This is a genomic window from Reyranella sp., from assembly GCF_004297405.1.
Classification (GTDB): domain Bacteria; phylum Pseudomonadota; class Alphaproteobacteria; order Reyranellales; family Reyranellaceae; genus Reyranella.
The window spans coordinates 75450-98815 of sequence record NZ_SCVC01000043.1; the positions used below are offsets into that span (position 1 = coordinate 75450).

Here is a 23366-nt window from a genome sequence, read left to right on the forward strand (position 1 = left end):
TCAGTTAAGGCCGCGACGCAGTTCCTGCAACAGGATCGCGGCGCGGCGGCGCAATTCGGGATCGCCTGTCCCCTCCCCGAGGCCGAGCAGACGCTCATAGGCGGCAATGGCGGCTCGGCGTTTGTCGAGGCGGGCGTTGAGTTGGCCAGCCTCGAACAGCAGGTCGGCACGGTCCGGCGCGATCGCCAGCATGCGGTCGAGCGAACGCGCCGCCTGCGCCCAGTCTTCGCGCTTGGCCAACCGTAGCCGTACATTGTTCTCCAGACGCAGCAGCACGTCGCGATCAGACACAGGATCGAAATGGCTGGGTTGCAGCTCGGCATCGGGTCCCAGCACCTGCTGCAGCAAGGCGCGCAGCTCCGTTGCATCGCGCACACTGCCTTCATGGAAGGGATCGATGACGTGCCGCGCGCCGTCGATGCCGATGCGGATCAGGAAATGGCCTGGGAAAGCCAAGCCTTCGGCCTGCCACGCCTGAGCGCGCGCGACGTGCAAGTAAAGGATCGACAGCGCCACCGGCAGGCCCTTGCGCCGCTCGATGACCCGCACGAGGTCGGCATTCTGCAGATCGTCGTAGGTTTCGCTGTCGCCACGATAGGCATAGGCGCGTGCGATTACCTCAGCCAGCATCTCGGGCGCCGGGCCGCGCCGGCGTACCAGGTCGGCGACGGCGTCGGCCATCGACGCGACATGCTGGCGGAACGGCACGAGATCGAGGCTCTCCGCCGCATGCAGCGTGCTGAGCGCAAAGCCCGCCTCCAGCAAGTCCAGCCGATCCCCATCGCCGGCACAGAGATCGCGCAACCGCGACAGGCCTTGCTGGCTATGGTGCTCGGTGTCCGACACATCTCACTCCGGCGGTTGCCAGACATCGGGCAAGTGTCGCGGCCAGAAGCCCCCCACCAGCACCGCATCGAATCGCACCGCACAGACGGCATAGCGCGGATGCTCTGCGAGGAACAGGCTGGCGGAACGCGCCACCCGGCCGAACTGCCGCTGCCCCAACGCGTCGGCGGCCGCCGTCACCTGTCGCCGTGCCTTCACCTCGACGAAGGCCAGCACGTTGCCGCGCCGCGCCACGATGTCGATCTCACCCAGCCGCGTTTTGTAGCGTCGTGCCAGGATCGTGTAGCCCGCGATCCGAAGCCGCCACACCGCGCGCCATTCCGCGGCATGGCCCAGCCGATGGGCCCGCTGGCGCGCCTCCACAGTCATACGACAACACTCATGCGGCACCCCGCTTCAGTTCCAGCGCCCGGGCATAGACGTCTCGGCGTTTGAGTCCGTAACGCGCCGCCACTTCGGCCGCGGCATCCTTTACTGAAGCCCCTTCCATCGCCGTGCGCAATGCAGCGTCGATCGTTTCACCACTCTGTGTCGTCTCTTCGGAAGGCGGGCCGATCACGATCACGATCTCGCCTCTCACATCGGGATGGCGGGCATAGTAGGCTGCCAACTCGTGCAACGAGGCGCGACGCACTTCCTCGAACAGTTTCGTGAGTTCGCGTGCCACGGCAGCCGGACGGTCACCCAGCAGTTCGGCGAGATCCTGCAGCGACTCCGCGAGCCGATGCGGCGCCTCGAAGAAGACCAGGGTCGACGGCACCGAGCCTGCCTCGCCGATCGCCCGGCGGCGCTCGGTCGATTTGGCCGGCAGGAAACCCGCGAAAAAGAAGCGATCCGTCGGCAGACCGGAGAGCGCCAGCGCCATAGGCACGGCCGAAGCGCCCGGCGCCGAACTCACCTTGTGTCCGGCCGCCAGCGCGGCACGGACCAGCCGGTAGCCAGGATCGGAAATCAAAGGCATGCCGGCATCTGAGACCAGCGCCACCCGCTTGCCGGCGGCCAGCGCGCGCACGATGCGCGGTTCGGCGGCGTCCTGCGTCGCGTCGCTGTAGGCCACGGTCGGACCGGCGATGCCATAATGACTGGCGAGCTTGGCGAACACTCGTGTATCCTCGCAGGCGATCAGGTCGGCTGCGCGCAGAACGTCGAGTGCACGCAGCGTGATGTCGCCCATGTTGCCAATCGGTGTGGCAACAATGTGCAACCCCGCCTCCAGCGGCGGTTTACGTGGGGCCTGCCCCCCGGTAGCTTGGCCATCAGCTTGCACTTGTTCGCTCACGTCGTCCGTTCTCAATCTTTCTGCAGCCGTTAGCCGGAGTTTCGCACCGATGATGCGCAGGTCTCTCATCGCGCTCGCCACCTCTGCCCTTTTGTTGGGCGCCTGCGGTGGGTCGCCCAAGACTAGCACGCCTGCTTCGCTGACCACGACTGCGCCGCAGGCCGGTTCGACCACGACAGCGTCCGGCAAGGCACGCATCGCCCTCCTGTTGCCGCTCAGCGGCCGCGCCGCGCCCATCGGCCAGCAAATGCAGCAAGCTGCCGAGATGGCGCTGTTCGATACCGGCGCCAAGGATCTGGCGCTTTCCGCTTATGACAGCGGTGATAGCGCCGACACGGCCGTCGAGGCCTATCGCAAGGCGCGCACCGACGGTGCGGCCCTGGTGCTTGGACCGCTCTACGGCACTTCGGCGACCGCCTTGGTACCACTGGTCAGCCAGGGCGGCGCCAATGTCATTTCTTTCTCCAACGACGAGCAGGTGGCGCAGCGCGGCGTCTGGATCATGGGTATCGCCGCGCCGCCGCAGGTCCGCCGCGTCGTCGACAGGGCGATCGAGTCAGGCATCCGCCGCTTCGCCACCTTTGCACCGCAGACCTCCTACGGTGAACAGATGGCGCGCACCCTGGAGAGCCACGTCGCAGTGCGCGGTGGCTCGGTGGTGGGCGTCGAGTTCTTCGATGCCAACGCCACCGATCTTGCCACGCCGGCGCGCCGCCTCGCCGAGGAGACCAAGGGCGAAGGCAAGCTCGCCATCCTGGTGCCGGTGGCGCCGCCGCGGGTGTCCGCCGTGCTGGCAGCCCTTACCACGGCGGGGATCGACGGCCGCGCCGTGCAGTTCATCGGCACCGGCGTGTGGGATACGCCGAGCATCGGCAACGAAACCATGCTGCGGGGCGCCTGGTATGCCGCTCCCGATCCGGCGCGACGCGCCGATTTCGAGCGCAAGTTCGCCTCGACCTACGGCCGTCCGCCGCATCGCCTCGCCACGCTCGCCTATGATGGCGTGGCGCTGGCCGGACATCTGGCGCGCCTGAAGCCCGGTGGCGACTTCTCAGCCGACGCGATCACCAGCCCCAGCGGCTGGTCAGGCGTCGACGGCATCTTCCGTTTCTTCCCCGACGGCCGTTCCGAGCGCGCGCTGGCGGTGATCGAAATCCAGGGCGACCGCGGCGTGGTCGTGAGCCCCGCGCCCACGAGCTTCGCGGGTCGGCCGACCAACTGACGATTGCGAACCGACAATGCCCGTCCTTCCCCGTGCGATCCTGTTCGACCTCGACGACACGCTGATCCGCGCCTACGCCCAGCCCGAGGAAGCCTGGACGCGTTTGCTCAACGTTTTCGCCGCGCATCTCGACGCCCACGAGCCCGCCGCCATCGAGCGTGTGCGCGCCGCGGTAATGGAGGAAGCACGCGCCTTCTGGAGCGACCCTCTCGCGGCCGCAAAATGGCGGCTCGACATTCCCGGCGCCCGCCGCCTCTCGGTGCGTCGCGGTCTTGCCCGGCTGGGCCGGCCCGACGATGCGCTGGCCGACCGCATCGCCGATTCCTTCACCGAGCTGCGCCGCCAGGAATACCGGCTCTATCCCGACGCCCATGCCACGGTCGACGCGCTGCGAGATGCCGGCGTTCGGCTGGCGCTGGTGACCAACGGCGCCGGCGTGACGCAGCGTGCCAAGATCGAGCGCTTCGAGCTGGCGCATCGTTTCCACCACATCCAGATCGAGGGCGAGTTCGGCCAGGGCAAACCCGAGCTGGCCGTCTATCGCCACGCGCTGGAACGGCTGGGCGTCGACGCTGCCGATGCCTGGATGGTCGGCGACAACTTCGAATGGGAAGTCGTGGCGCCACAGGCGCTGGGCATGTGCGGTATCTGGTACGACCCGTTCGAGGCGGGCGTGCCCGTGCAAGCAACAGCCAAGCCGACACGCATCATCAAGCGCCTGGCCGAGCTGGTCGAATAGCGCCTATCCCTCAATGAAGAATATCCTGCTGCTTGCCCGCTCGGCCACGACGGGCGCCGCCTTGCGCGAGATGGAAGGGCTACGCGACCAGACCGTCTCCTTGCCAGGTGTCGCGCGCGTCCTCTTTGCCTTCGCCGAGGAAGGCACACCCTCCCTGCGATCCGCGATCGACGAGCTGATGCAGGTGCAGGAGCCTGTGATGATCCTGCCGATCCTCGTCCCGGTCGAGCCGAGCTTCATCACCGGCGTGAAGCGCTCGCTGCAGCGCTGGCAAGGCGCCGACACACGGCCCTGGCCCGAAATCCGCATCGCTCCCGGGTTCAGCCGGCAGACGATGATGCGTGAGCTGCTCGCGGCAACCGTCGACGCTGCGGAGAGAGAAGCAGTGACGATCGAGAAGGTGACGACACCACCGGCACTCGAAGGATCGGTCGTGCCGGCACAGCGCCGCCGTGTGCTCGTCTGCCAGGGCGGTCCCTGCATTCGCGCCGGGGCGGAGATGATCTGGGGCCACCTGCGCAATGAGCAGAAGCGCCTTTCGCTGCGGACGACCGGCGAGGGCACGATGAGCGCCAAGACGAGCTGCCTCGGCCCCTGCTCGCTCGCCCCAGTCCTGCAGGTCTGGCCGGAAGGCACCTTCTATGGCGGCGTCGACGAAGCAGGCGTCGACCGCATCGTCGAAAGTCATCTGCTGCGGGGCGAGGTAGTCGATGACCTCGCTTATCTGCCCACTGGCACCAAGCAGCGATTGCGCGGCTGACGGCGCAACAGTTACCCGACCGTTGTCGGCACCTTGCGATCCGACGGCAGCTTCTCGTTGGGCTGCAACATCAGCCGCTCGACCCGATCACCCTTCACGAGATGCGTTTCCAGCACCTCGTCGATATCCTCCTTGGTCGGCACCGTGTACCAGACGCCTTCGGGATAGATGACCAACGTCGGCCCCAGCTCGCAGCGATCGAGGCAACCGGCATTGTTGATGCGCACGTTCTTGAGGCCGAGCGCCTTGGCGCGGCTCTTCATATGGTCCCGCAGCGCCTCGCCACCCTTCTCCGCGCAGCAGCCACGCGGATGGCCGGCTGGGCGACGATTGGTGCAGCAGAAGACGTGGGCTTCGTAATAAGGCTTGGGATCGGCTGGCTTGTCACGCTGGCTCATGATCACGCTATTCCTTCTTGCCGCCCGTGCCCGTAGCGATATTGGCAAGCTGGCTCCAGAAGGCCTGCTGCATCTGCTGCATCTGGTCGATGCCCTGCATGGAGGCAGGCAGCCAGGTCTTGAACACCGTCTCCGGATTCATGGCGCCCAGGCTGGAGCGCAGGCGCTCCTCGATCTCGCCCATGATACGATCCTGCATCGGCTTGATATCCGGCAGGCCAAAAAAGGCGCGGGCCTCCTCGGGCGTGCAGGTCACTTCGACGTTCACTTTCATGGTCTGCTCTCCGTTTCCACGACCATAGCATGCTATGACCCCGACATGACGACCCCTCCCTGGCTGGCCCCCAACCCCCGTGCCAAGCGCAACCTCGAATTCGGCAGCGCCCAGCAGCGCGTGATCAATCCCAACGGCGTTCCCGAGCTCTGCGAGGACCTCAGGAAGTGCCCGGCGCACAAGCCGACGCCGCTGTACGAGCTGCCGGCGCTGGCCGAACGGCTGGGCGTAGGAGAGATCCGGGTCAAGGACGAGAGCCAGCGTTTCGGCTTCGGTGCCTTCAAGGCGCTCGGTGGCGTGATCGCCGTCTACAACGAACTTTCCGGCGCGATCGGCGAGGCCTATCACAGCTCCGCGAGCTTCGAGCAAGTGATGCAGGGCCAAGACCGCGACATCACCAGCCAGTACGTCTTCGCTACGGCGAGCTCGGGCAACCACGGCCGCTCAGTCGCGGCCGGCGCCAAACTGTTCGGCAACCGCTGCGTCGTCTTCCTGCCGAAATTCACCAGCGCGGCGAAAGAGGCCGCGATCCGTTCCCGCGGCGCCGAGGTGATCCGGGTCGATGGCGATTACGATACCGCCGTCGCCGAATGCCGCCGGCAATCCGAGACGAACGGCTGGACGATCATCTCCGACACTTCGTGGGAGGGCTACGAGCGGGTGCCGAAGAGCGTCATGCGCGGCTACACCGTGCTGGTCCACGAGGCGGGGGTCGATCAATGGGGCGTGGCGCCCACCCATGTCTTCATCCAGGCCGGCGTCGGCGGGCTGGCCGCCGCAGTGATCGGCTATCTCTGGGCTATCTGCGACAAGCGGCCAATCTTCGTCGTCGTCGAGCCGGTCAGTGCGGATTGCTGGTTCCAGAGCAACCTCGCCGGCAAACCCATGCCGGCAAGCGGCAAGGCCGACACGGTGATGGGCGGCCTCGCCTGTCGCGAAATCTCGCCGCTCACCTGGCCTGTCGTCGGCGAGGCTGCCGACTGGTTCATGACCATCGAGGAAGAAGACGTGACGCCGGCGCGGCACCTCTTCGCAAACCCGCTGGAGGACGACCCCGCCATCGAGTCCGGCCCGTCGGGGTGCGCCGGCCTCGCCGGGCTCACCCGCGTCTGCACCGACGAAGCGGCTTTCAAGGCGCTCGGCCTCAACAAGAAGTCGCGCGTGCTGTTGATCAACAGCGAGGGCAATCTCGGCGAAGAGCCGGCATAACTTCAGGTTGTTCTTGATTAGTTCTGTATCGTTAAAGTAGTGTTCCCCCAGGCCGGCTTAACGGCCAGGGAGGAAATAGCGTGTTAGTTGAGAAATTGGCAGCGGCAGGCCGTCTGGCCGCCGTTGTCGCGTTGGGCTTCGTCGCTTCCGCCTGTGCCACAGTGGTCGGTGGCACCACTCAGGACGTATCTATCGAATCGCAACCGCCAGGCGCCGAATGCAAAATCGACCGGCTGGGCACCACTATTGGTTTCGTCAAGGCGACGCCAGGACGAGTCAATGTTGCCCGTTCCAAGGACGACGTAATCGTGAGCTGTACGCGGGAGGGCTACGAGCAATCGAACGAAGTCCTCGTGTCGAGCTTCACCGGTGCCACTGTAGGCAATCTCCTGCTAGGTGGCCTGGTTGGCGTGATGGTCGACGCCGCTTCCGGCGCCAACAACAAGTACTCGGACCGGGTCTTGGTCGTGCTGACACCGGCAAGTTTTCCGACCGACGAGGCACGTGATGCCCACTTTGCCGGGATCAAGTCTCGGATCGAGGAAGGCGCCAACGCCGAGATCAAGACAATCGAAACCCGCTGCAATTCGGGCAATCGCGAGTTGTGCACGATCGAACTCAAGAAGCTCGCCGACGCGCGCGACAAGGCCCTTGCCGACCTCGACCGCCGGCGCCTCGGCGCGAAGGTCATACCGACAAGCTGAGCGCCTTGCTTGATCATCACGGGCGAAGCATCCTGTGGGCCAAATCCTACAGGAGTTTCGTTTCGTGCAGCTTCAGCTCAAGACTTGGCAGTTCGTCGACGACTACCTCAAGACCAAGACCGGCATCATCATCCCGATCGGCTCGACCGAGCAGCATGGGCCGACCGGCCTGATCGGTACCGATGCGTTGACCGCCGAAATGATCGGCCGCGGCGCGGGCGAGAAGGTAGGCGCACTGGTGGCGCCGACCATCTCGGTCGGCATGGCGCAGCATCACCTGGCTTTTGCCGGCTCGATTACGCTCAAGCCCACGACCCTGATCGCGGTCGTGCGCGATACGGTCGTGTCGTTGGCACGGCATGGCTTCACCCGCTTCTTCTTCGTGAACGGGCATGGCGGCAACATCGCCACGGTGACGGCGGCGTTCTCCGAAATCTACGCCGAGCGCTCGATGGAGAAGCTCAGCAACCAGCCCTCCATCAAGTGCGCCTTGCGCAACTGGTGGGATGGTCCCGGCATCAAGCGGCTCAGCCAGGAGCTCTACCCGGTCGGCGAGGGCAGCCACGCCACCGCCTCGGAAGTGGCGCTCACCTGGTACAAATACCCCGAGACGATGCAGCAGAAGCAGATGGAGCCGCGCATCGCGCCCAATGGCTCCTTCGCCGACGCCGAGGACTATCGCCGCGCCTTCCCCGATGGCCGCATCGGATCGGACCCCAACCAGGCGACACCCGAACACGGCAAGCGCTTCTACGACACCGCCGTCGAAGAAGTAGCGCGCGACTACGAAGCTTGGATCGCGCGCTAGAGGTTGGGCCTCAGCAAAACCAGACGTGAACCGGTCGCGCTGCGGACGCTATTGACCTGATCAATTCGTTCCGTTGCGCGTGCCGAGGCCGGCACGCCGCAAGGCGTCCGCCATCGCGCCTCCGGGAGAGCTCGCCTTGCCGGCCTGCGGGCTGCCCTGACCGCGCCCGGAGGCTCCAGGATTGGCACCTCGATTGGCTCCGCGGTCGGCGCCGGCGGATCGCGCCGGCTGGCTGCCGGCCTGGTCGTCGAGCCGCAATGTCAGGCTGATACGCTTGCGCGGCTTGTCGACCTCCAGCACCTTCACGCGCACGACGTCGCCCGACTTCACCACGGCGCGCGGGTCCTTCACGAAGGTCTTGGACATCGCCGACACGTGCACCAGGCCATCCTGGTGCACGCCGATATCGACGAACGCCCCGAACGCCGCGACGTTCGTGACGACGCCTTCCAGCACCATCCCCGGCTCGAGATCGTTTAGCGTCTCGACCCCGGCCTTGAACTCCGCCGTCTTGAAGGCCGGCCGCGGATCGCGTCCCGGCTTCTCCATCTCGCGCAGGATGTCGGTGACGGTGGGCAGGCCGAACTTGTCGTCGACGAATGATGCGGGCGAGAGCGCGCGCAGGACATGTGCATTTCCAAGCAGGCTGCCGATGTCGCTCTTGGTGGCGTCGATGATCCGGCGCACCACCGGATAGGATTCGGGATGCACCGCCGAGGCGTCGAGCGGATCGTCGCCGCCGGAGATGCGCAGGAAGCCGGCGCATTGCTCGAACGCCTTGGGACCGAGCCGTGGCACGTCCTTCAGCATCTTGCGCGACCGGAACCGGCCGTGCGTATCGCGATGGGACACGATGCTCTGGGCCAGCCCCTGGCCGATGCCCGACACCCGCGCCAGCAGCGGCGCGGACGCTGTGTTCAGATCCACACCGACGCCGTTCACGCAGTCCTCGACCACGGCGTCGAGCGAGCGCGACAGCTTGAACTCGCTGAGGTCGTGCTGGTACTGGCCGACGCCGATCGACTTCGGATCGATCTTCACCAGTTCCGCCAGCGGATCCTGCAGCCGGCGCGCGATCGACACCGCGCCCCGCAAGGTCACGTCGAGCTCAGGCAATTCCTCCGACGCATAAGCCGAGGCCGAATAGACCGATGCGCCGGCCTCCGACACCACGATCTTGTGCAGCTTGAGATCCGCCAGCCCCTTCACCAGCTCGATCGCGAGCTTGTCGGTTTCGCGTGAGGCGGTGCCGTTGCCGATCGCGATCAGCTCCACCTTATGCTCGCGCACAAGCCTCGCCAGGATGGCGAGCGCCTCGTCCCAGCGCCGCTGCGGTTCGTGCGGGAAGATCGTGCTGGTCGCCACCACCTTGCCGGTGGCGTCGACCACCGCGACCTTCACGCCGGTCCGGAAGCCGGGATCCAGCCCCAGCGTCGGCCGGGCGCCCGCCGGCGCGGCGAGCAGGAGGTCGCGCAGGTTGGCCGCGAATACGCGTACGGCTTCTTCCTCGGCCCCGTTCCACAGGCGCAGCCTGAGATCGATCGACAGTGTGACGAAGATCTTCGTGCGCCACGCCCAGCGCACGGTATCGGCGAGCCACTTGTCGCCCGGCCGTCCCTGATCGACGATGCCGTAGGCGCGCATGATGCGCAGCTCGTACAGGCTGACAGGAGGGCGCGTCGCGGGATCGTCCGGCTCGACCGTCAGGCCGAGGACTTCTTCCCGCTCGCCACGGAAAAGCGCCAGCACGCGATGCGACGGCATCTTGCCGAAGGCTTCCGAGAAATCAAAATAGTCGCTGAACTTGGCGCCCGCCTCCTTCTTGCCCTCGCGCACCTCGGACTTGAGGCGCGCATTGGCCCAGAATTCCTCGCGCAGGGCGCCGATCAGGTCGGCATTCTCGGCAAAGCGCTCGGTGAGAATGGCGCGCGCACCGTCCAGTGCCGCCGCGACGTCGGCAACGTTCTTCTCGGCCGAAACAAAAGGCTCCGCGCTGGTCTGGGGCACATTCTGCGGCTCCTGCAGCAGCAGGTTCGCCAGCGGTTCGAGGCCCGCCTCCTTGGCGATCTCGGCCTTGGTGCGGCGCTTGGGCTTGTAGGGAAGATAGATGTCCTCGAGCCGGCCCTTGCTGTCGGCCGCCAGGATCGCCGCTTCGAGCTTGGCATCGAGCTTGCCCTGCTCGCGGACGGAATCGAGGATGACCTTGCGCCGCGCCTCCAGCTCGCGCAGATACCGCAGCCGCTCCTCGAGCGTGCGTAGCTGAACATCGTCCAGCGATCCGGTGACTTCCTTACGGTAGCGCGCGATGAAGGGGACCGTTGCCCCGCCATCCAGCAGATCGGCCGCGGCCTGGACCTGCTGCTCTTTGACCCCGAGTTCTTCGGCAATACGCGCCTGGATGGAAGCCACCAAGAAACACCTCCTCGTCAAGCTGACGGGTATGGACGGTGCGCCTGTGACTCTTCAAGTCGTTCGAAGAAGCTGCGCGCTCAGCGCGGCTTCCAGACCGGAGGCCGCTTCGCCGCAAAGGCGTTGACACCTTCCTGGCTATCGGATGTCGAGGCGATGGTGCAGAACGCCTCGACGATCTCCGCAACGTTCCTGCGATAGTCCATGTCGCACGCCCGGCCAAAGGCAGCGCGGGCCAGCCGCATCACCTCCGGTGATTTGGCGGCGAAGGTGCGCGCGAGCTTGTGCGCCTCGGCGAGAACCTCGGCATCCGGCACGATCTTGCTCACCAATCCCAGCGATGCAGCCTCGGCAGCATCGAAGGAGCGGCCGCTGAACAGCAGCTCGAAGGCGCGATGCTTGCCGATGATGCGCGGCAGGTGGACGAAGTGGATGCCGGGGATGAGCCCAACATCGATCTCGGGATAGCCGAAGGTCGCCTTCTCGCTGGCTATGATCACGTCGCAGGAAATCGAGAGGGTCATCCCTGCGCCGCGAGCCGCGCCGGCCACCGCCGCAATCGAGGGCTTGCCGAGGCCGAGCTGGACGTCGTGCAGCTCGACGTAGAGCGCCGACAGGAGTGTGTGCATCTCGGTGACCGACTTGCCCTGCACCTGATCGAGATCGAGACCGGCACAGAAGCGGCGCGGCGTACCGCTTGAAATTACGACGGCACCCACATCCGTATCGGCCGCCGCCCGGCGCAGCGCCGCGATGATCTCCCGCACCGTCACAAGGTCGAGCGCATTTACCGGCGGACGGGTGAGGACGATATCGGCAATACCTTCGGATACGGAATAGGTGACGGCGTTCGTCATTGAAAAACCTCGACTAGAACTGTGGATGACGCCAAGGCGCCACGCGGTCACCACGTTGCCACATCGCGCGCCCCCATACTCCATCGGGCGACACGATGATGCCGTCTAGAGGGCTCGCGCGCGCGTGTTCTGCACCTCGGTCGGTTTCGCCTCACGTACCGCTACAACGTTCGCGTCGACCAACCGGTCGATTTCCGCACCCGTGAATCCCGCGTCTCGCAGGATTTCCGCCGTATGCTCTCCCAAGCACGGCGCTGCGCGGCCCGGCATCGCGCGCGCGCCATCGAAGCGGACGGGCGGAACGACCGCCTGCAAAGGCCCATAGGTTTCGCTTTCATAGGCCGCCACGAGGCCGCTGTGGCGCGTGTGCGGATGCGCCATCAGATCGGCGAAGCCGTTGATCAGCGAGCAGGGAATGCCTTCCGTCGTGAGCAGATCGACCCACTCGGCCGAGCTGCGTTGCCGAATCACGAAAGCGACAGCGGCGACGGTCTCCTCGCGATGGCGCACGCGATCGGCGTTGGTGCGAAAGCGCGGATCCGCCAGAAGCTGCTGCAGGCCGCTCACCTCGCAGAAGCGCCTCCAAAGGGATTCGCTGGCGATCCCGATCAGCACGGGCCGATCCGACGCCTCGAATGCCTGATACGGGCAGAGCGATTCGTGCGCACAGCCGTAGCGCGCCGGCTCGGTCCCGCGCTCCCAGTAAGCCTGCAGCATGTAGCCAAGGAAGCTCACACCGGTGTCGAACAGGGAAACGTCGATGCGACATCCCTCACCGGTACGATCTCTATTCAACAGCGCCGCGAGGATGCTCGAATAGGCATGCATGCCGGTGCCCTGATCGACCGGCGAAAACGGCGCCCGGACCGGACCGTTGTCGGGCTCGCCCATGATCGACACCATGCCGGTGAAGGCCTGCAGGATCATGTCGTAACCCTTGCCGTGCGCCAGGGGGCCGGTGCGGCCAAAACCCGAGATGCTGCAGTAGATGAGACGCGGGTTGTGTTGCTTCAACGTGGCGAAATCGATGCCCAGACGTTCGGTGACACCGGGACCGAAGCTCTCGACCACGACATCGGCGGTGGCCGCCAGCCGGTGAACGACCTCCCGGCCCTGCGGCGTCTTGAGGTCCAGCGCCAAGCTGCGTTTGTTGCGATTAGCCGAGAGAAAGACCGCACCGCTGCCTTCGCGGAACGGCGGCCAACCGCGCGTGTCGTCGCCGCCGTCCTTGCCTTCGACCTTGACGATGTCGGCGCCGAGGTCGCCCAGAGCCTGGGTGCACATGGGTCCCGCCAAGACCTTGCTGAAATCCAGGACGCGCAGCCCGCGCAGCGGTTGCATGCTCACCGTCACTCCTGTGGCTTGACGCCGATCTGCCGGGCAGCGTCCGCCCACCGCTTCGAGTCGCTCGTCAAGAAGGCGGCCAACTCGGCAGGAGGAGTTACCAGCGGTTCGGCGCCACGTGCCCGCAATGCGGCGGCATAGGCCGGGTCGGCCATCGCCTTGCCGACCGCGTCCTGCAATCGGGCGATCACCTCGGGAGGCGTGCGTACGGGCGCAAGCAACGCGAACCAGAATTTGAGATCGACGGCCGGCAGTCCCGCTTCGGCCATGGTGGGCACGTCCGGCAGCAGTGTGGATCGGGTCGGCGCGGTGATGGCGAGCCCGCGCAACTTGCCCGACTGAACGAAGCTCACGCAGGTGGTCATGTTGTCGAACAGGAAATCGACCTGGCCGCCGACCACGTCGTTCAGTGCCTGGGCGCTGCCGCGATAGGAGACTTCGGTCGCCTGGAAGCCGCCGACCTTCTGCAGCAGCGAGCCGTAGATGTGCGCCGAAGTACCGTTGCCGAAATTGGCGCAGCTCAGCTTGTGGGGCTCCTTGCGGCCGAGCTCGACCAGCTCCTTCAGGGATTTCACGTCGACCTTGGCCGGATTGACGACCAGCACATTGGGCATGGTCGCCGTGGTGGCGACGCCGACCAGGTCGCGCTGCGGATTGAAGCGCGAGTCGGGATACATCAGCGGATTGATCGCCTGCACGCCCACCGTGTTGTGCACCAGCGTGTAGCCATCGGCCGGCCCGTCGACGACCGCCTGGTTGCCAAGATAGCCGCTCGCGCCGGCACGATTCTCGACCAGCACCGTCTGCCCCAGAATTTCCGACAGCTTGGCCGTCAGCAGGCGGACGATGAAATCCGTCGGACCGCCTGCCGGAAAGGGAACGACGATGCGAACAGGCTTGGTGGGCCACGACGATGCAAGGGCTGGCCGGGCAAATGTGGAAGCAGCGACGCCTGCGAGGACGGTGCGACGGGTAACCATGATTTTTCCTCCCTCGCCCCGAGGCTGGAATCGTCGAGGCGGCGCGGAGAATCCGGAACTGGTCGCCATTGATCCAATACAGTCTTAGGATACGGGCCATAATTTTTTGATATGCCCTAGAGGTCTGCTGCCGTGTCCATCGACGTGCGAAGCCTGCGCTATTTCGTTGCCATGGTGACGACTGGCTCGATCTCCCGGGCCGCCGCCGAGCTGCACATCGCGCAACCGGCGCTCAGCCTCCATCTCAAGCGGATGGAAGCCGAGCTCGGTGTGAAACTTCTTGAGCGATCGTCCCGAGGCGTCGTCGCCACTGCGGCAGGACAGCGCTTCCTCGCTCACAGCCGCGACGTGCTCGAGAAACTTCGCTTTGCCTGCGAGGACGTGCGCGAAGGGGCCTCGGAACCGGTGGGGTCGATCGCGATCGGCATGCCGCAATCCATCGGCATGGCCCTGACGCCGCGTCTGGTGCGTGACGTCATACGGCGATGGCCTCGTCTGCACTTGCAGATCGTCGAGACGTCGACCGGCCATGTGCCGAGTCAGCTCGTCGGCCGCACCATCGACCTCGGCATGACCTTCCTGAGGGACAAGAGCAGCGGCCTGCGCTACCGCGGCCTCGTCGAAGAGGAATTGGTTCTGATTGGCCCGCCTCCTGCCGGCCGCCACAAGACGGGTACCTTCGAAAGCCGGAACATCAGGTTCGCCGACCTGGCCGATATCCCGCTGATGCTACCCTCGTCACAGAACAGCCTGCGCCAGGTGATCGAACGCTATGCCCAGCAGGCGCAGGTCAGACTGAATGTGCTGGCCGACGTCGATTCAATCCCGCAGCTCATCGCCATCGCGGGCGACGGACTCGGCCATACGATCCTCTCCTATCCCTCGGTCGTCGACGCCCTCGCCGAACGGCGCGTCTCAGCTGTTCGGCTGGTGCAGCCCAGGCCGGTGCGAACCGTCTATCTCTGCCGCCTGGAGAATATCCCCGCGACCAGTGCGATGACCGCTATGGAGGCGCTGATCCTCAGCACCACGCAGGAGCTGGTCGACGAAGGCGAGTGGCCGGGCCGGCTCGTCAGCCCAATCCGGCAAAGGCCGTCGATGAAGGCAGTCGCCACTCGATAATGCCGTTCAGTGCCGCACCCTCTCACGGTGCAGGATGTAGAGGCCGGAACCCACGATCACCACGATGCCCGCGATGGCAAGCGCGTTGGGCACCTCGCCCCAGACGACGTAGCCGATGCCCAGCGCCCACAGGATCGAGGAGTAGCGGAACGACGCCATGACCGAGATCTCGCCGCCCGAGCGCAGCGCAACCACGAGGAACTGGTAACCGGCAGCGAGCAACAGCGACGAAGCGACGATGTAGCCGAGACCGCGCCAGTCCATCGGCTGCCAGCCTTCGATGAGGGCCCAGACGCAGCCGACAAAAGCGACGCCGAGTGCCGTCGTGAACGAGACGACCAGGGTCGGCACCGCAGGCGGCAGGTAGCGGGCGATGATGTCACGGAAGGCGCCGATCAACGTCGCCAGCAGCACCAGCCAGGTCCAGGCATTGATGTCGCCGGGACGCGGCTGGATCACCAGCAGGACGCCCAGGAAACCGACGGTCACCGCGGTCCAGCGCCGCCAGCGCACATCCTCCTTGAGGATCAGCACGGCCAGCACTGTCAGCACCAACGGGGTCGAGAGATTGATGGCCGTGGCGATGGCGAAGGGGATCTGGAACAGCGCGATCAGGTAGAAGATCGCCGCCCCCGACTCCAGGCCGCCGCGCAGCATTACAAGGGGATGCACGGCCAGCCTGAGATGGCGCCAGGCGCCGCTCACCAGCAGGGCGAGGCCACACCAGAGAGTGGCGAACAGGCCGCGCACGCCGATTGCCTGGACGGACGGGATGGACTCGGCGGCGAGCTTGATCAGCGCATCGTTGAAGATGAAGACCACCACCGACGCCGCCATCGCAAGGATGCCGCGCGTGTTGTCGACCATGTTTGATCGCTAGGCGGCAGCCATCTTCATGATCATCTTCCACTGCTCGTCGCTCACCGGTACGACAGAGAGGCGCGATTGGCGGACAAGGCCGAAATCCTTGAGCCTGGGGTCGGCCTTGATGGCCGCGAGCGTCACCGGCGTCTTCACCGGCTCGACCGCCTTCACGTCGACGGTGACGGCTTTGCCTTCCTTGTCGGTGGGATCGGGATAGGCGGTCTTCACCACCTCGGCGATGCCGACGATCTCCTTGCCCTCGTTGGAGTGATAGAAGAAGCAGCGATCGCCGACCTTCATTGCCTTCAGATTGATCGCGGCCTGAGCGTTGCGCACGCCGGTCCAGGAGGTTTTCTTCTCCTTCACGAACTGCGCCCAGCCATACACAGACGGCTCCGACTTGATGAGCCAATGCGCCATTGTTTCCCCCTACTCGCCTTCGCGGCGCAATGGACGCGCCAGCAAGGCGCGGATCGCTTCGTCGAGACCCGCGCCGTGATGCAGGATAGCATCGACGGCCGCGCAAATGGGCATCTCGATGTCGAACTTGGCGGCACGTGCCAGCACTGCCGGCGCTGTCGCCGCGCCCTCGACGACCTGGCGGCGTCCTTCCATGTAGGCGGCGAGGCTCGTTCCCTTGCCGAGGGCAGCCCCCAGCGAGCGATTGCGCGATAGCGGACCGTGGCAGGTCAGCACGAGATCGCCGAGACCGCTGAGTCCTGTGAGCGTCTCGAGATTGGCGCCCATGGCGAGGCCAAGCCGCGCCATCTCCGCAAAGCCACGCGTGATCAGCGCGGCGGCGGCGTTGTGGCCAAGCCCACGGCCCTCGACGATGCCGGCCGCGATCGCGAGCACGTTCTTCACCGCACCGCCCAGCGACACGCCGGTCACATCGTCGGTCCAGTACGGCCGGAACATGCCGGCGGCCAGTGCGCCCGCGAGGTCGCGGCCCAGCGCGGCATCATGGGTGGCGATACTGACCGCGGTCGGCAGGCCCTGTACCGCCTCCTCCGCGAAGCTCGGCCCCGAGAGCATGGCGACCGCCCGCCCTGGCAAGACCTCCGCCAAGACTTCCGGCATCAGGAGGCCGGTCGACGCTTCGATGCCCTTGGCGCAGATCACCACGGGCGAGGCGCCCGGCAGGTCGCGTGCAACGGCGCGCAACGCCTGGGCGGGGCAGACGAGCAGGATCGCATCGCAGGCAGCGAGCGCGCGAAGGTTCGCGGCGGCCTCGATGCCGGCGTCGAGCGACTGCCCCGGCAGGTAGACCTCGTTGCTGCGCTCGCGCGCGACGGCCTGCGAAACAGAAGGATCGCGCGACCACAAGGTCACCTTGCAGCCTGCGCGGCGGGCAAGACAGGCGAGCGCCGTGCCCCAGGCACCGCCGCCCACGACGCCGATATGATCGAACGTACTCACAGGCTGAGATTGAAGGCGATGGAGATGCGTTGCTCAGCCCCGAGATAAGGCCGCACCTGATGCAACAGCCACGCCGGGAACATCACCAGCCGACCGGCCTTGGGCACAATCGTCTGGTTGGTACCGGCCGAGAGGCCGCCGGGCAGTGCAAAGGCTAGGTGCGGCGCATACATGGCCGGCGCCGGTCCGCGCGGATCCATGAATTCGAGTTCGCCCCCCAACGCCGGATGGGCTGAGACGCCACCGTCATCGACGTAATAGACGCCCGACCAGAAGCTGCCGGGATGGGAATGGAATTCGTTGCCGTGGCCGCTGCGGTTGATGTTCGCCCACATATTGGCCTGCCACAGGATGGCGACGGGCTTGCCCGTCCGATCCGTGGTGATGCGATTGGCGATGTTGCGCGCGATCGCCAGCAGCTTGACCGCCGGGGCTCCGGCCCACTTGTCGAGATCGAGGGACGACTGCCAGCCGCCGAGCGTACTGCGGGACTCGCTGGGCTGCTCAGCTTCGCGCTTCAGCAGCACCGGCAGCAACGCGGCGTTGAGCTGCGTGCCGTCCGGCAGATCGACAACGATGATCGGCGTGGCGAACGCCGCGACTGTTTCAAAGGCAAGCGATGAGCTGCTCATGCGCCCATCCTATACGCGATTGGCCGTCGTCGCGGTCGGATCGAGGGGCCAACGTGGACGCGGGCGGAAGTCGAGAGCATCCACGCGGCCGAGCCGCAGCCGCTCGACGCCGGCCCAGGCGATCATCGCGCCGTTATCGGTGCAGAGGCGGACCGGCGGCGCCACCAGCCTCGCGCCATGCGCTGCCGCCGCCTCTTCCAATCGACCGCGCAGATAGACGTTGGCCGCGACACCGCCCGCCACCACGAGTGTGGGCATCGGCGCCAGCTTCAAGGCGTTGGTGCAGCGATCGACGAAGACATCGCCCACGGTACGCTGGAAGGAGGCGCAAAGATCGGCCACGGCACGCGGATCGTTGGCATCGAGTTTCTCCACCGTCTGGCGCACCGCCGTCTTCAGGCCCGAGAAAGAGAAATCGCAGCCGGGCTTGCGCCACATCGGCCGCGGCAGATTGAAACGCTTGGGGTCTCCGCCCGCTGCCGCCTTCTCGACCGCCGGTCCGCCGGGAAAGCCGAGGCCCAGGAGCTTGGCGGTCTTGTCGAAGCACTCACCCGCCGCATCGTCGATGGTGGTGCCGAGCCGCGTGAAATCACCGGGGCCGCGCACCGTGAGAAGCTGGCAGTGCCCGCCCGACACCAGCAGCAGAAGATAAGGAAACTCGACCGGCTCGGTGAGCCGCACGGACAGCGCGTGACCTTCGAGGTGATTGATCGCCAGGAAGGGCTTGTCATGGGCGAAAGCCAGCGCCTTGCCGGTCATCACGCCCACCATGACGCCGCCGATCAGCCCCGGCCCGCCGGTTGCGGCAATGCCGTCGAGATCGGCAAGGCCGACGCCTGCTTCGGCGAGCGCCTGCTCGATCAAGCCATCGATCCGCTCCAGATGGGCGCGTGCAGCAATTTCCGGCACCACGCCGCCGAATCGGCGATGCTCGGTGAGCTGGCTGTAGATCGTGTTCGACAGGATCTTGCCGACCGGCCCCATCCCGCCAGGACCTGCCCCGGCCGGCCCGTCGACCACGGCGACGGCCGTTTCGTCGCAGCTCGTTTCGATGCCCAGCACCAACATGCGGGTCTTCTGGCATGACGCGACTGCTTACGCTAGAGCAGCGCCATGACGGCTCCCCTTCTCCGGCTCGGCACGCGCGGCAGCCGGCTCGCGCTCACTCAGGCCGGCCTGGTCCGCGACGCCCTGGCCAAGGCCGTGCCGGCCCTTGCCGTGCCCGATGCCATCGAGATCGTGGCCATCAAGACCACCGGCGATGCGATCCAGGACCGCCCGCTTTCGGAGGCCGGCGGCAAGGGCCTGTTCGTCAAGGAGATCGAGGAAGCGATGTTCTCCGGCCGTATCGATGCGGCCGTGCACAGCATGAAGGACATGCCGACGGAACAGCCGGCCGGCCTTGTCATCTCTGCCTTCCTGCCACGCGAAGATACGCGCGACGTGCTGATCGCAGGCGATGTGACGCGTATCGCTGACCTCCCCAAAGGAGCGATCGTCGGCACCTCCGCCCTGCGCCGCCGCGCGCTGCTGCTGCACCGGCGGCCTGACCTCGAGATCGTGACCTTGCGGGGCAACGTCGAAACGCGGCTGGCCAAACGCGAAGCCGGCATCGTGCAGGCGACGATCCTGGCGCTGGCCGGGTTGAAGCGCCTCGGCATGGCGCATGTCGGCGCGCCGATCCCGGAAGACGAGATGCTGCCTGCCGTCGGCCAGGGCGCGGTCTGTATCGAAGCGCGCGCCGACGATGCCCGGACACGCGGCTGGCTGGCCGCCATCGATCACGCCACGACGTCGGTCTGCGTCAGTGCCGAGCACGCGATGCTGGCGGTGCTCGATGGTTCCTGCCGCACGCCGATTGCCGGACATGCGGTGCTGATCGGCGACAACCTGCATCTGCGCGGTCTGATCGCCCGGCCCGATGGTTCAGAGGTGATCTTCGCCGAGCGCCGCGGCAGTGCCACGGACGCCGAAGCCATGGGCCGCGATGCCGGCCAGGAGCTGAAGCGTAAAGGCGGGCCAGACTTCTTTTCGACCTGAGCCGACCTATTCCTTCTGGCAGACGAAGGCGTAACCCGGGAACAGGCCGGACTTCTCGCGCTCCAACTGTTCCCAGCTCGCGAGATCCGACAGGGTGGGTTCGTTGCGAAAGCGCGACGCGTAGAGCGCCAGGGGGCCGGCACCCGCATCGGCGCGCTGCGAGGCCCCGACATTGAACTCGAAACCGAGAAACTTGAGGCCACTGCCTTCGAGCAGGCTGCGCACGCGCGAGACGGTGAAGCGATGCTCCTGCACGTGGAAGCAGAGATCGCGCAGCAGACTCGCGCTCCAGAAATCTTCCCAGTCGGTGAGCGCGCGCAGCCGCCGCCATTCGCCCGTCATCACCTTGCGGCGAAACTCGCGCAGTCCATCGAGTGTAGAAGGCAGGCGTGCCGCCTCGATGTCGCGTCGAGCTTTCACGACGATGCTGCGGGCGCTCTCGCCATAGAGGCCCAAGCGCAGAAAGGCGCCAGGGCGCAGCACCGACACGATCGCCAACAGGCCGGCGCGAGGATCAGCCATGTGATGCAGGACGCCGACGCATTCCGCATGGTCGAAGGTGCGACCAAGCTTGCTCAGATCGAGAATGTCGCCGCGCAAGAACTCGATGTTGTCGATGCCGTAGCGTCCGGCCATGCGCTTGCCGTAGGCGAGGCTCGCGCGGGAGAGATCGACGCCAGTGACCTGGGCGTTGGCGTAGGACGAGGCCACGGTCAGCGGGTGCTGGCCGGTGCCGGCGCCGGGCATCAGCACTTGCAATGGGCCACTGCCGAAATCGACCGTCTGGGCGTGCGGGAAGTCGCGCATCAGGGCGGCCCGCACGTCAACCATTGGACGACGCGCCAGATGCGTCCAGCGTGGATAGGGATTGGCCTCGTACATCGCCGCAACCGATTGCGAGACGGCGTCGACGATCGGCGCGATCTCGGGAATCTCCGAGGCCAGCCGCCGTTCTTCGACGACCTCTGCCCGTGGCGCCGCCGACGGCCGGAACATTGCCGACGCCGGCCCGTCGGGCACCGTGGCGTCGTCGGGCCAGACATATTCGTTGAGCCACGCCTGCTCGGCGAGTGCCTCCGCCAGAGCCACGACTTCCGGCGGCGGTGCATCGGTCGCCAGCAATGCTTCGGCCGCCGCACGGCGCAATGCCAGCAGCTTGCGCTCCAGAGCCGCATCGCGGTTCAGCGACTTCTTCAGGAATTCGAGCAGGAGCGGGTCGGCCGCGAGCTTCAGGAGGTCGTTGTCATGAGGCCACCCGACGACAATTTGATTGGCCGCGCCCCAACCGACAGCATCCCAGTTGGCGCCTTCGTCGGCATAGGCTTGCAGCAGCAGTTCGCGCAGGCCCGCATTGGGTTGGGTCGTGCGGGCCCGTTCGAGGATCGCATCGAGCCCCATGCGCGCTTCTGCATTGCCAGGGTCCTGCGCCAGCACCCTGCGATAGGCAGCCATCGCTTCGTCGAAGCGGCCAGCCGCGAACAGCTCGTCGCCGCTCATACTCACGAAATAAGGCTCACAGGCTCAGGTTGAACGCGATCGAAATACGCTCGGCGTTGCCGCGATAAGCCCGTACCTGATGCGCAAGCCAAGACGGGAACATCACCAGCCGACCTGCTTTAGGTAGCACAGATTCGTTGGCGCCGCCCGACAGGCCGCCCTCCATGGCGAAACCGAGATGCGGCGCATACATCACCGGCCCGGCGCCACGCGGATCCATGAACTCGAGCGCACCGCCCAAGGCCGGATTTTCAGAGATCCCGCCGTCCTCAACGTAGTAAACGCCCGACCAGAAGGAACCCGGATGCGAATGCATCAGGTTGGCGTTGCCGCTTCGGTTGATATTGGCCCACATGTTGGCGCGCCAAGTCACCGCAAAGTAACCGGGGTGGGGACCAGTACCTGCCGTGCCCTTGCGGTCGGTCGTCATTTTATTTGCGGTGTTACGGCCGATCGCCAGCAACTTCAGCGCCGGCGCGCCGCCCCAACGATCCATATCCCAGCTCGACTGCCAGCCGCCTTCGTTGGAATGCTGGGTCGTCGGATGCGACTTCTCCCGCTCCTCGATCACGCGGCGCAGATCTGAATTGAGTGCAGGCGCATCCGGCACGTCGTAAACAACGAGCGGCGTGGCAAACAGGGGAATGATCTCGGCCACGGCGCTCATGCGGACATCCATTCCGCTGAAGGCGATACCCCGCGAACCCAATACACTGCGGTGAACATAGCTTGCGTATCTTGTGCGGAATCACAACGACGCGCATCCCTCGAAGCCATGCAGCGTTGCATGGCAGATTTCTCAGGATAGAGGCTGCAAATACGGGGTTTTGGCACGTGTTCACGCATTCGTTATTTTGGCGACCTTCGAGACCTCATCAAGAGGATGGCATTACCGCGATGCTTAAGACGTTCTTCTCTCTGCGCCTGGTGTTGACATTGTGCGGCCTCACCGCCGCTCTCACGGCGTGCGAAACGGCACCGGTGTCCGGTCGTTCGCAGATCATGCTGGTGAGCGAGAGCGAAGAACGCGACATGGGCCTCAAGGCCTATCGTGAGGTGCTGAGCAAGGAACCGCTGTCGGGCAACACCCAGGCCAATGCCCTGGTCGAGAAGGTCGGTCGCCGCATTGCCGCTGCCGCCGAACGACCGCCAGAGGATATGTGGCGCGCGCCGCACTTCCGATGGGAGTTCAAGACCATCGACAAGAACGAGCCCAATGCCTTCTGCCTGCCGGGCGGCAAGATCGCCGTCTACACCGGCCTGCTGCCGATCACCCGGACCGAGGCAGGCCTCGCCGTGGTGGTCGCGCATGAAGTGGCGCATGCGCTGGCACGCCATGGTGCGGAGCGCATGAGCGACCAGATGGTGGCTGCGGTCGGCACCACGGCGGCTGCCGTCGCCCTGTCGGCGACAGTGAGCGGACGCAGCCGCACCTATCTGCCGGCCATGATGGCGGCCGTGGGCGCCGGCGCGACGGTCGGTTTCATTCTGCCGATGTCGCGCGCCCAGGAATCCGAAGCCGACCGTATCGGCCTCGTGCTGATGGCCATGGCCGGTTACGATCCACGCGAAGCGGTGGGTCTGTGGGAACGCATGCGCGCGGCGAATTCCGGAAAGCAGCAGGCGGAATGGCTCAGCACCCATCCTGCCGACACGACACGCATCAACGACATTAAGCGCTGGCTTCCCGAAGCGATGAAGTATTATCGGCCGCGATGAACGACACCCCTGCCACACTGGAATACGACGCAACGGGGCTGCTGTGCCCGCTGCCCGTCCTGCGTGCCAACCGCAAGCTGCGCGAGTTGCCCGTGGGCGGATTGCTCACGGTGCGCGCGACCGATCCCGCCGCCGAAGCCGACTTCCCGGCCTATTGCCGCCAGACCGGCCATGAGCTCGTCTCGGCAGACTGCGAAGGCGAGGTACTGGTCTTCATCATCCGGAAACGCTAGGCAGGCAGCGT

General features: G+C 65.9%; 26 protein-coding genes. 10 read left to right on the forward strand and 16 right to left on the reverse strand.

The window, feature by feature from the left end; translation table 11 throughout:
- The 3 genes from EPO50_RS28145 to rsmI are packed head-to-tail and all read right to left on the reverse strand — an operon-like array spanning position 1 to position 2050.
- A complete protein-coding gene (locus tag EPO50_RS28145; RefSeq protein WP_296349826.1) occupies positions 1 to 846 on the reverse strand; it encodes a SirB1 family protein in 846 nt (281 codons plus the stop codon).
- Positions 847 to 849: 3 nt separating this feature from the next.
- Positions 850 to 1215 carry a YraN family protein gene (locus EPO50_RS28150; RefSeq protein ID WP_296349827.1) on the reverse strand — a complete coding sequence of 122 codons (366 nt, stop codon included), beginning with the start codon at positions 1213 to 1215 and terminating at the stop codon, positions 850 to 852.
- Positions 1216 to 1225: 10 nt separating this feature from the next.
- The gene (rsmI, locus tag EPO50_RS28155; protein WP_296349829.1) at positions 1226 to 2050 is read right to left on the reverse strand and encodes a 16S rRNA (cytidine(1402)-2'-O)-methyltransferase; all 825 of its coding nucleotides are present in this window, start codon (positions 2048 to 2050) and stop codon (positions 1226 to 1228) included.
- Positions 2051 to 2174: 124 nt separating this feature from the next.
- Here rsmI and EPO50_RS28160 point away from each other — a divergent pair, with 124 nt between their 5' ends.
- Genes EPO50_RS28160 through EPO50_RS28170 form a run of 3 tightly spaced genes read left to right on the forward strand, consistent with a single transcriptional unit; the run spans position 2175 to position 4846 of the window.
- A complete protein-coding gene (locus tag EPO50_RS28160; protein ID WP_296349831.1) occupies positions 2175 to 3347 on the forward strand; it encodes a penicillin-binding protein activator in 1173 nt (390 codons plus the stop codon).
- 16 nt (positions 3348 to 3363) lie between these two features.
- Positions 3364 to 4086: an HAD family hydrolase gene (locus EPO50_RS28165; protein ID WP_296349833.1), complete on the forward strand. Its 723-nt coding sequence runs from the start codon at positions 3364 to 3366 to the stop codon at positions 4084 to 4086.
- 13 nt (positions 4087 to 4099) lie between these two features.
- Entirely contained in the window at positions 4100 to 4846 is a 747-nt protein-coding gene (locus EPO50_RS28170) for a (2Fe-2S) ferredoxin domain-containing protein (RefSeq protein WP_296349835.1), read from the forward strand.
- 11 nt (positions 4847 to 4857) lie between these two features.
- Here the strand turns inward: EPO50_RS28170 and EPO50_RS28175 are convergent, their stop codons facing one another.
- Positions 4858 to 5244 carry a (2Fe-2S) ferredoxin domain-containing protein gene (locus EPO50_RS28175; protein ID WP_296349837.1) on the reverse strand — a complete coding sequence of 129 codons (387 nt, stop codon included), beginning with the start codon at positions 5242 to 5244 and terminating at the stop codon, positions 4858 to 4860.
- Between the two features lie 7 nt (positions 5245 to 5251).
- Positions 5252 to 5518 (reverse strand): DUF6489 family protein, encoded by a 267-nt coding sequence (locus EPO50_RS28180; RefSeq protein ID WP_020699140.1) that lies wholly within the window; start codon positions 5516 to 5518, stop codon positions 5252 to 5254.
- A gap of 45 nt (positions 5519 to 5563) precedes the next feature.
- Between EPO50_RS28180 and EPO50_RS28185 the strand changes: the two genes are divergently transcribed.
- The 3 genes from EPO50_RS28185 (at position 5564) to EPO50_RS28195 (ending at position 8239) form a co-directional block, all read left to right on the forward strand.
- Entirely contained in the window at positions 5564 to 6727 is a 1164-nt protein-coding gene (locus tag EPO50_RS28185) for a diaminopropionate ammonia-lyase (protein ID WP_296349839.1), read from the forward strand.
- Positions 6728 to 6807: 80 nt separating this feature from the next.
- Positions 6808 to 7431, forward strand: a complete 624-nt coding sequence (locus EPO50_RS28190; protein WP_296349841.1) for a hypothetical protein — start codon at positions 6808 to 6810, stop codon at positions 7429 to 7431.
- A gap of 64 nt (positions 7432 to 7495) precedes the next feature.
- On the forward strand, positions 7496 to 8239 hold the full coding sequence (locus EPO50_RS28195; protein WP_296349842.1) for a creatininase family protein: 744 nt from the start codon (positions 7496 to 7498) through the stop codon (positions 8237 to 8239).
- Between the two features lie 60 nt (positions 8240 to 8299).
- Here EPO50_RS28195 and EPO50_RS28200 read toward each other — a convergent pair whose 3' ends face one another.
- From EPO50_RS28200 to EPO50_RS28215, 4 genes are all read right to left on the reverse strand, one after another.
- Positions 8300 to 10648: a Tex family protein gene (locus EPO50_RS28200; protein ID WP_296349952.1), complete on the reverse strand. Its 2349-nt coding sequence runs from the start codon at positions 10646 to 10648 to the stop codon at positions 8300 to 8302.
- A gap of 80 nt (positions 10649 to 10728) precedes the next feature.
- Positions 10729 to 11505 (reverse strand): enoyl-CoA hydratase/isomerase family protein, encoded by a 777-nt coding sequence (locus EPO50_RS28205; protein ID WP_296349844.1) that lies wholly within the window; start codon positions 11503 to 11505, stop codon positions 10729 to 10731.
- Between the two features lie 105 nt (positions 11506 to 11610).
- Complete coding sequence (locus EPO50_RS28210; protein WP_296349953.1) at positions 11611 to 12846, reverse strand: CaiB/BaiF CoA-transferase family protein; 1236 nt, start codon at positions 12844 to 12846, stop codon at positions 11611 to 11613.
- 8 nt (positions 12847 to 12854) lie between these two features.
- The gene (locus EPO50_RS28215; protein WP_296349846.1) at positions 12855 to 13829 is read right to left on the reverse strand and encodes a tripartite tricarboxylate transporter substrate binding protein; all 975 of its coding nucleotides are present in this window, start codon (positions 13827 to 13829) and stop codon (positions 12855 to 12857) included.
- A 132-nt stretch (positions 13830 to 13961) separates the two neighbouring features.
- Here EPO50_RS28215 and EPO50_RS28220 point away from each other — a divergent pair, with 132 nt between their 5' ends.
- Positions 13962 to 14951, forward strand: coding sequence for a LysR family transcriptional regulator (locus EPO50_RS28220; protein ID WP_296349847.1), 990 nt, complete (start codon positions 13962 to 13964; stop codon positions 14949 to 14951).
- 6 nt (positions 14952 to 14957) lie between these two features.
- On the opposite strand, the gene EPO50_RS28225 is transcribed toward EPO50_RS28220, so the two are convergent.
- From EPO50_RS28225 to tsaD, 5 genes are read right to left on the reverse strand one after another with little or no spacing between them, the layout of a single operon-like run.
- Positions 14958 to 15818, reverse strand: coding sequence for a DMT family transporter (locus tag EPO50_RS28225; RefSeq protein WP_296349849.1), 861 nt, complete (start codon positions 15816 to 15818; stop codon positions 14958 to 14960).
- Between the two features lie 9 nt (positions 15819 to 15827).
- Positions 15828 to 16235: an EVE domain-containing protein gene (locus tag EPO50_RS28230; RefSeq protein ID WP_296349851.1), complete on the reverse strand. Its 408-nt coding sequence runs from the start codon at positions 16233 to 16235 to the stop codon at positions 15828 to 15830.
- 9 nt (positions 16236 to 16244) lie between these two features.
- Positions 16245 to 17234, reverse strand: a complete 990-nt coding sequence (locus EPO50_RS28235; protein ID WP_296349854.1) for an NAD(P)H-dependent glycerol-3-phosphate dehydrogenase — start codon at positions 17232 to 17234, stop codon at positions 16245 to 16247.
- On the reverse strand, positions 17231 to 17866 hold the full coding sequence (locus EPO50_RS28240; RefSeq protein ID WP_296349856.1) for a 2OG-Fe(II) oxygenase family protein: 636 nt from the start codon (positions 17864 to 17866) through the stop codon (positions 17231 to 17233). Before EPO50_RS28240 ends, EPO50_RS28235 begins: the two co-directional genes overlap by 4 nt.
- Before the next feature lie 9 nt (positions 17867 to 17875).
- Complete coding sequence (gene tsaD / locus EPO50_RS28245; protein WP_296349858.1) at positions 17876 to 18934, reverse strand: tRNA (adenosine(37)-N6)-threonylcarbamoyltransferase complex transferase subunit TsaD; 1059 nt, start codon at positions 18932 to 18934, stop codon at positions 17876 to 17878.
- 45 nt (positions 18935 to 18979) lie between these two features.
- On the opposite strand from tsaD, the gene hemC reads away from it, so the two are divergent.
- Entirely contained in the window at positions 18980 to 19906 is a 927-nt protein-coding gene (gene hemC / locus EPO50_RS28250) for a hydroxymethylbilane synthase (RefSeq protein ID WP_296349859.1), read from the forward strand.
- Positions 19907 to 19912: 6 nt separating this feature from the next.
- Here hemC and EPO50_RS28255 read toward each other — a convergent pair whose 3' ends face one another.
- A complete protein-coding gene (locus tag EPO50_RS28255) occupies positions 19913 to 21403 on the reverse strand; it encodes a methyltransferase domain-containing protein (protein ID WP_296349862.1) in 1491 nt (496 codons plus the stop codon).
- Between the two features lie 16 nt (positions 21404 to 21419).
- Positions 21420 to 22070 carry a 2OG-Fe(II) oxygenase family protein gene (locus EPO50_RS28260; protein WP_296349864.1) on the reverse strand — a complete coding sequence of 217 codons (651 nt, stop codon included), beginning with the start codon at positions 22068 to 22070 and terminating at the stop codon, positions 21420 to 21422.
- Positions 22071 to 22300: 230 nt separating this feature from the next.
- On the opposite strand from EPO50_RS28260, the gene EPO50_RS28265 reads away from it, so the two are divergent.
- The gene (locus EPO50_RS28265) at positions 22301 to 23122 is read left to right on the forward strand and encodes a M48 family metallopeptidase (protein ID WP_296349866.1); all 822 of its coding nucleotides are present in this window, start codon (positions 22301 to 22303) and stop codon (positions 23120 to 23122) included.
- Positions 23119 to 23355 carry a sulfurtransferase TusA family protein gene (locus tag EPO50_RS28270; protein WP_296349868.1) on the forward strand — a complete coding sequence of 79 codons (237 nt, stop codon included), beginning with the start codon at positions 23119 to 23121 and terminating at the stop codon, positions 23353 to 23355. Before EPO50_RS28265 ends, EPO50_RS28270 begins: the two co-directional genes overlap by 4 nt.
- Positions 23356 to 23366 lie beyond the last annotated feature (11 nt).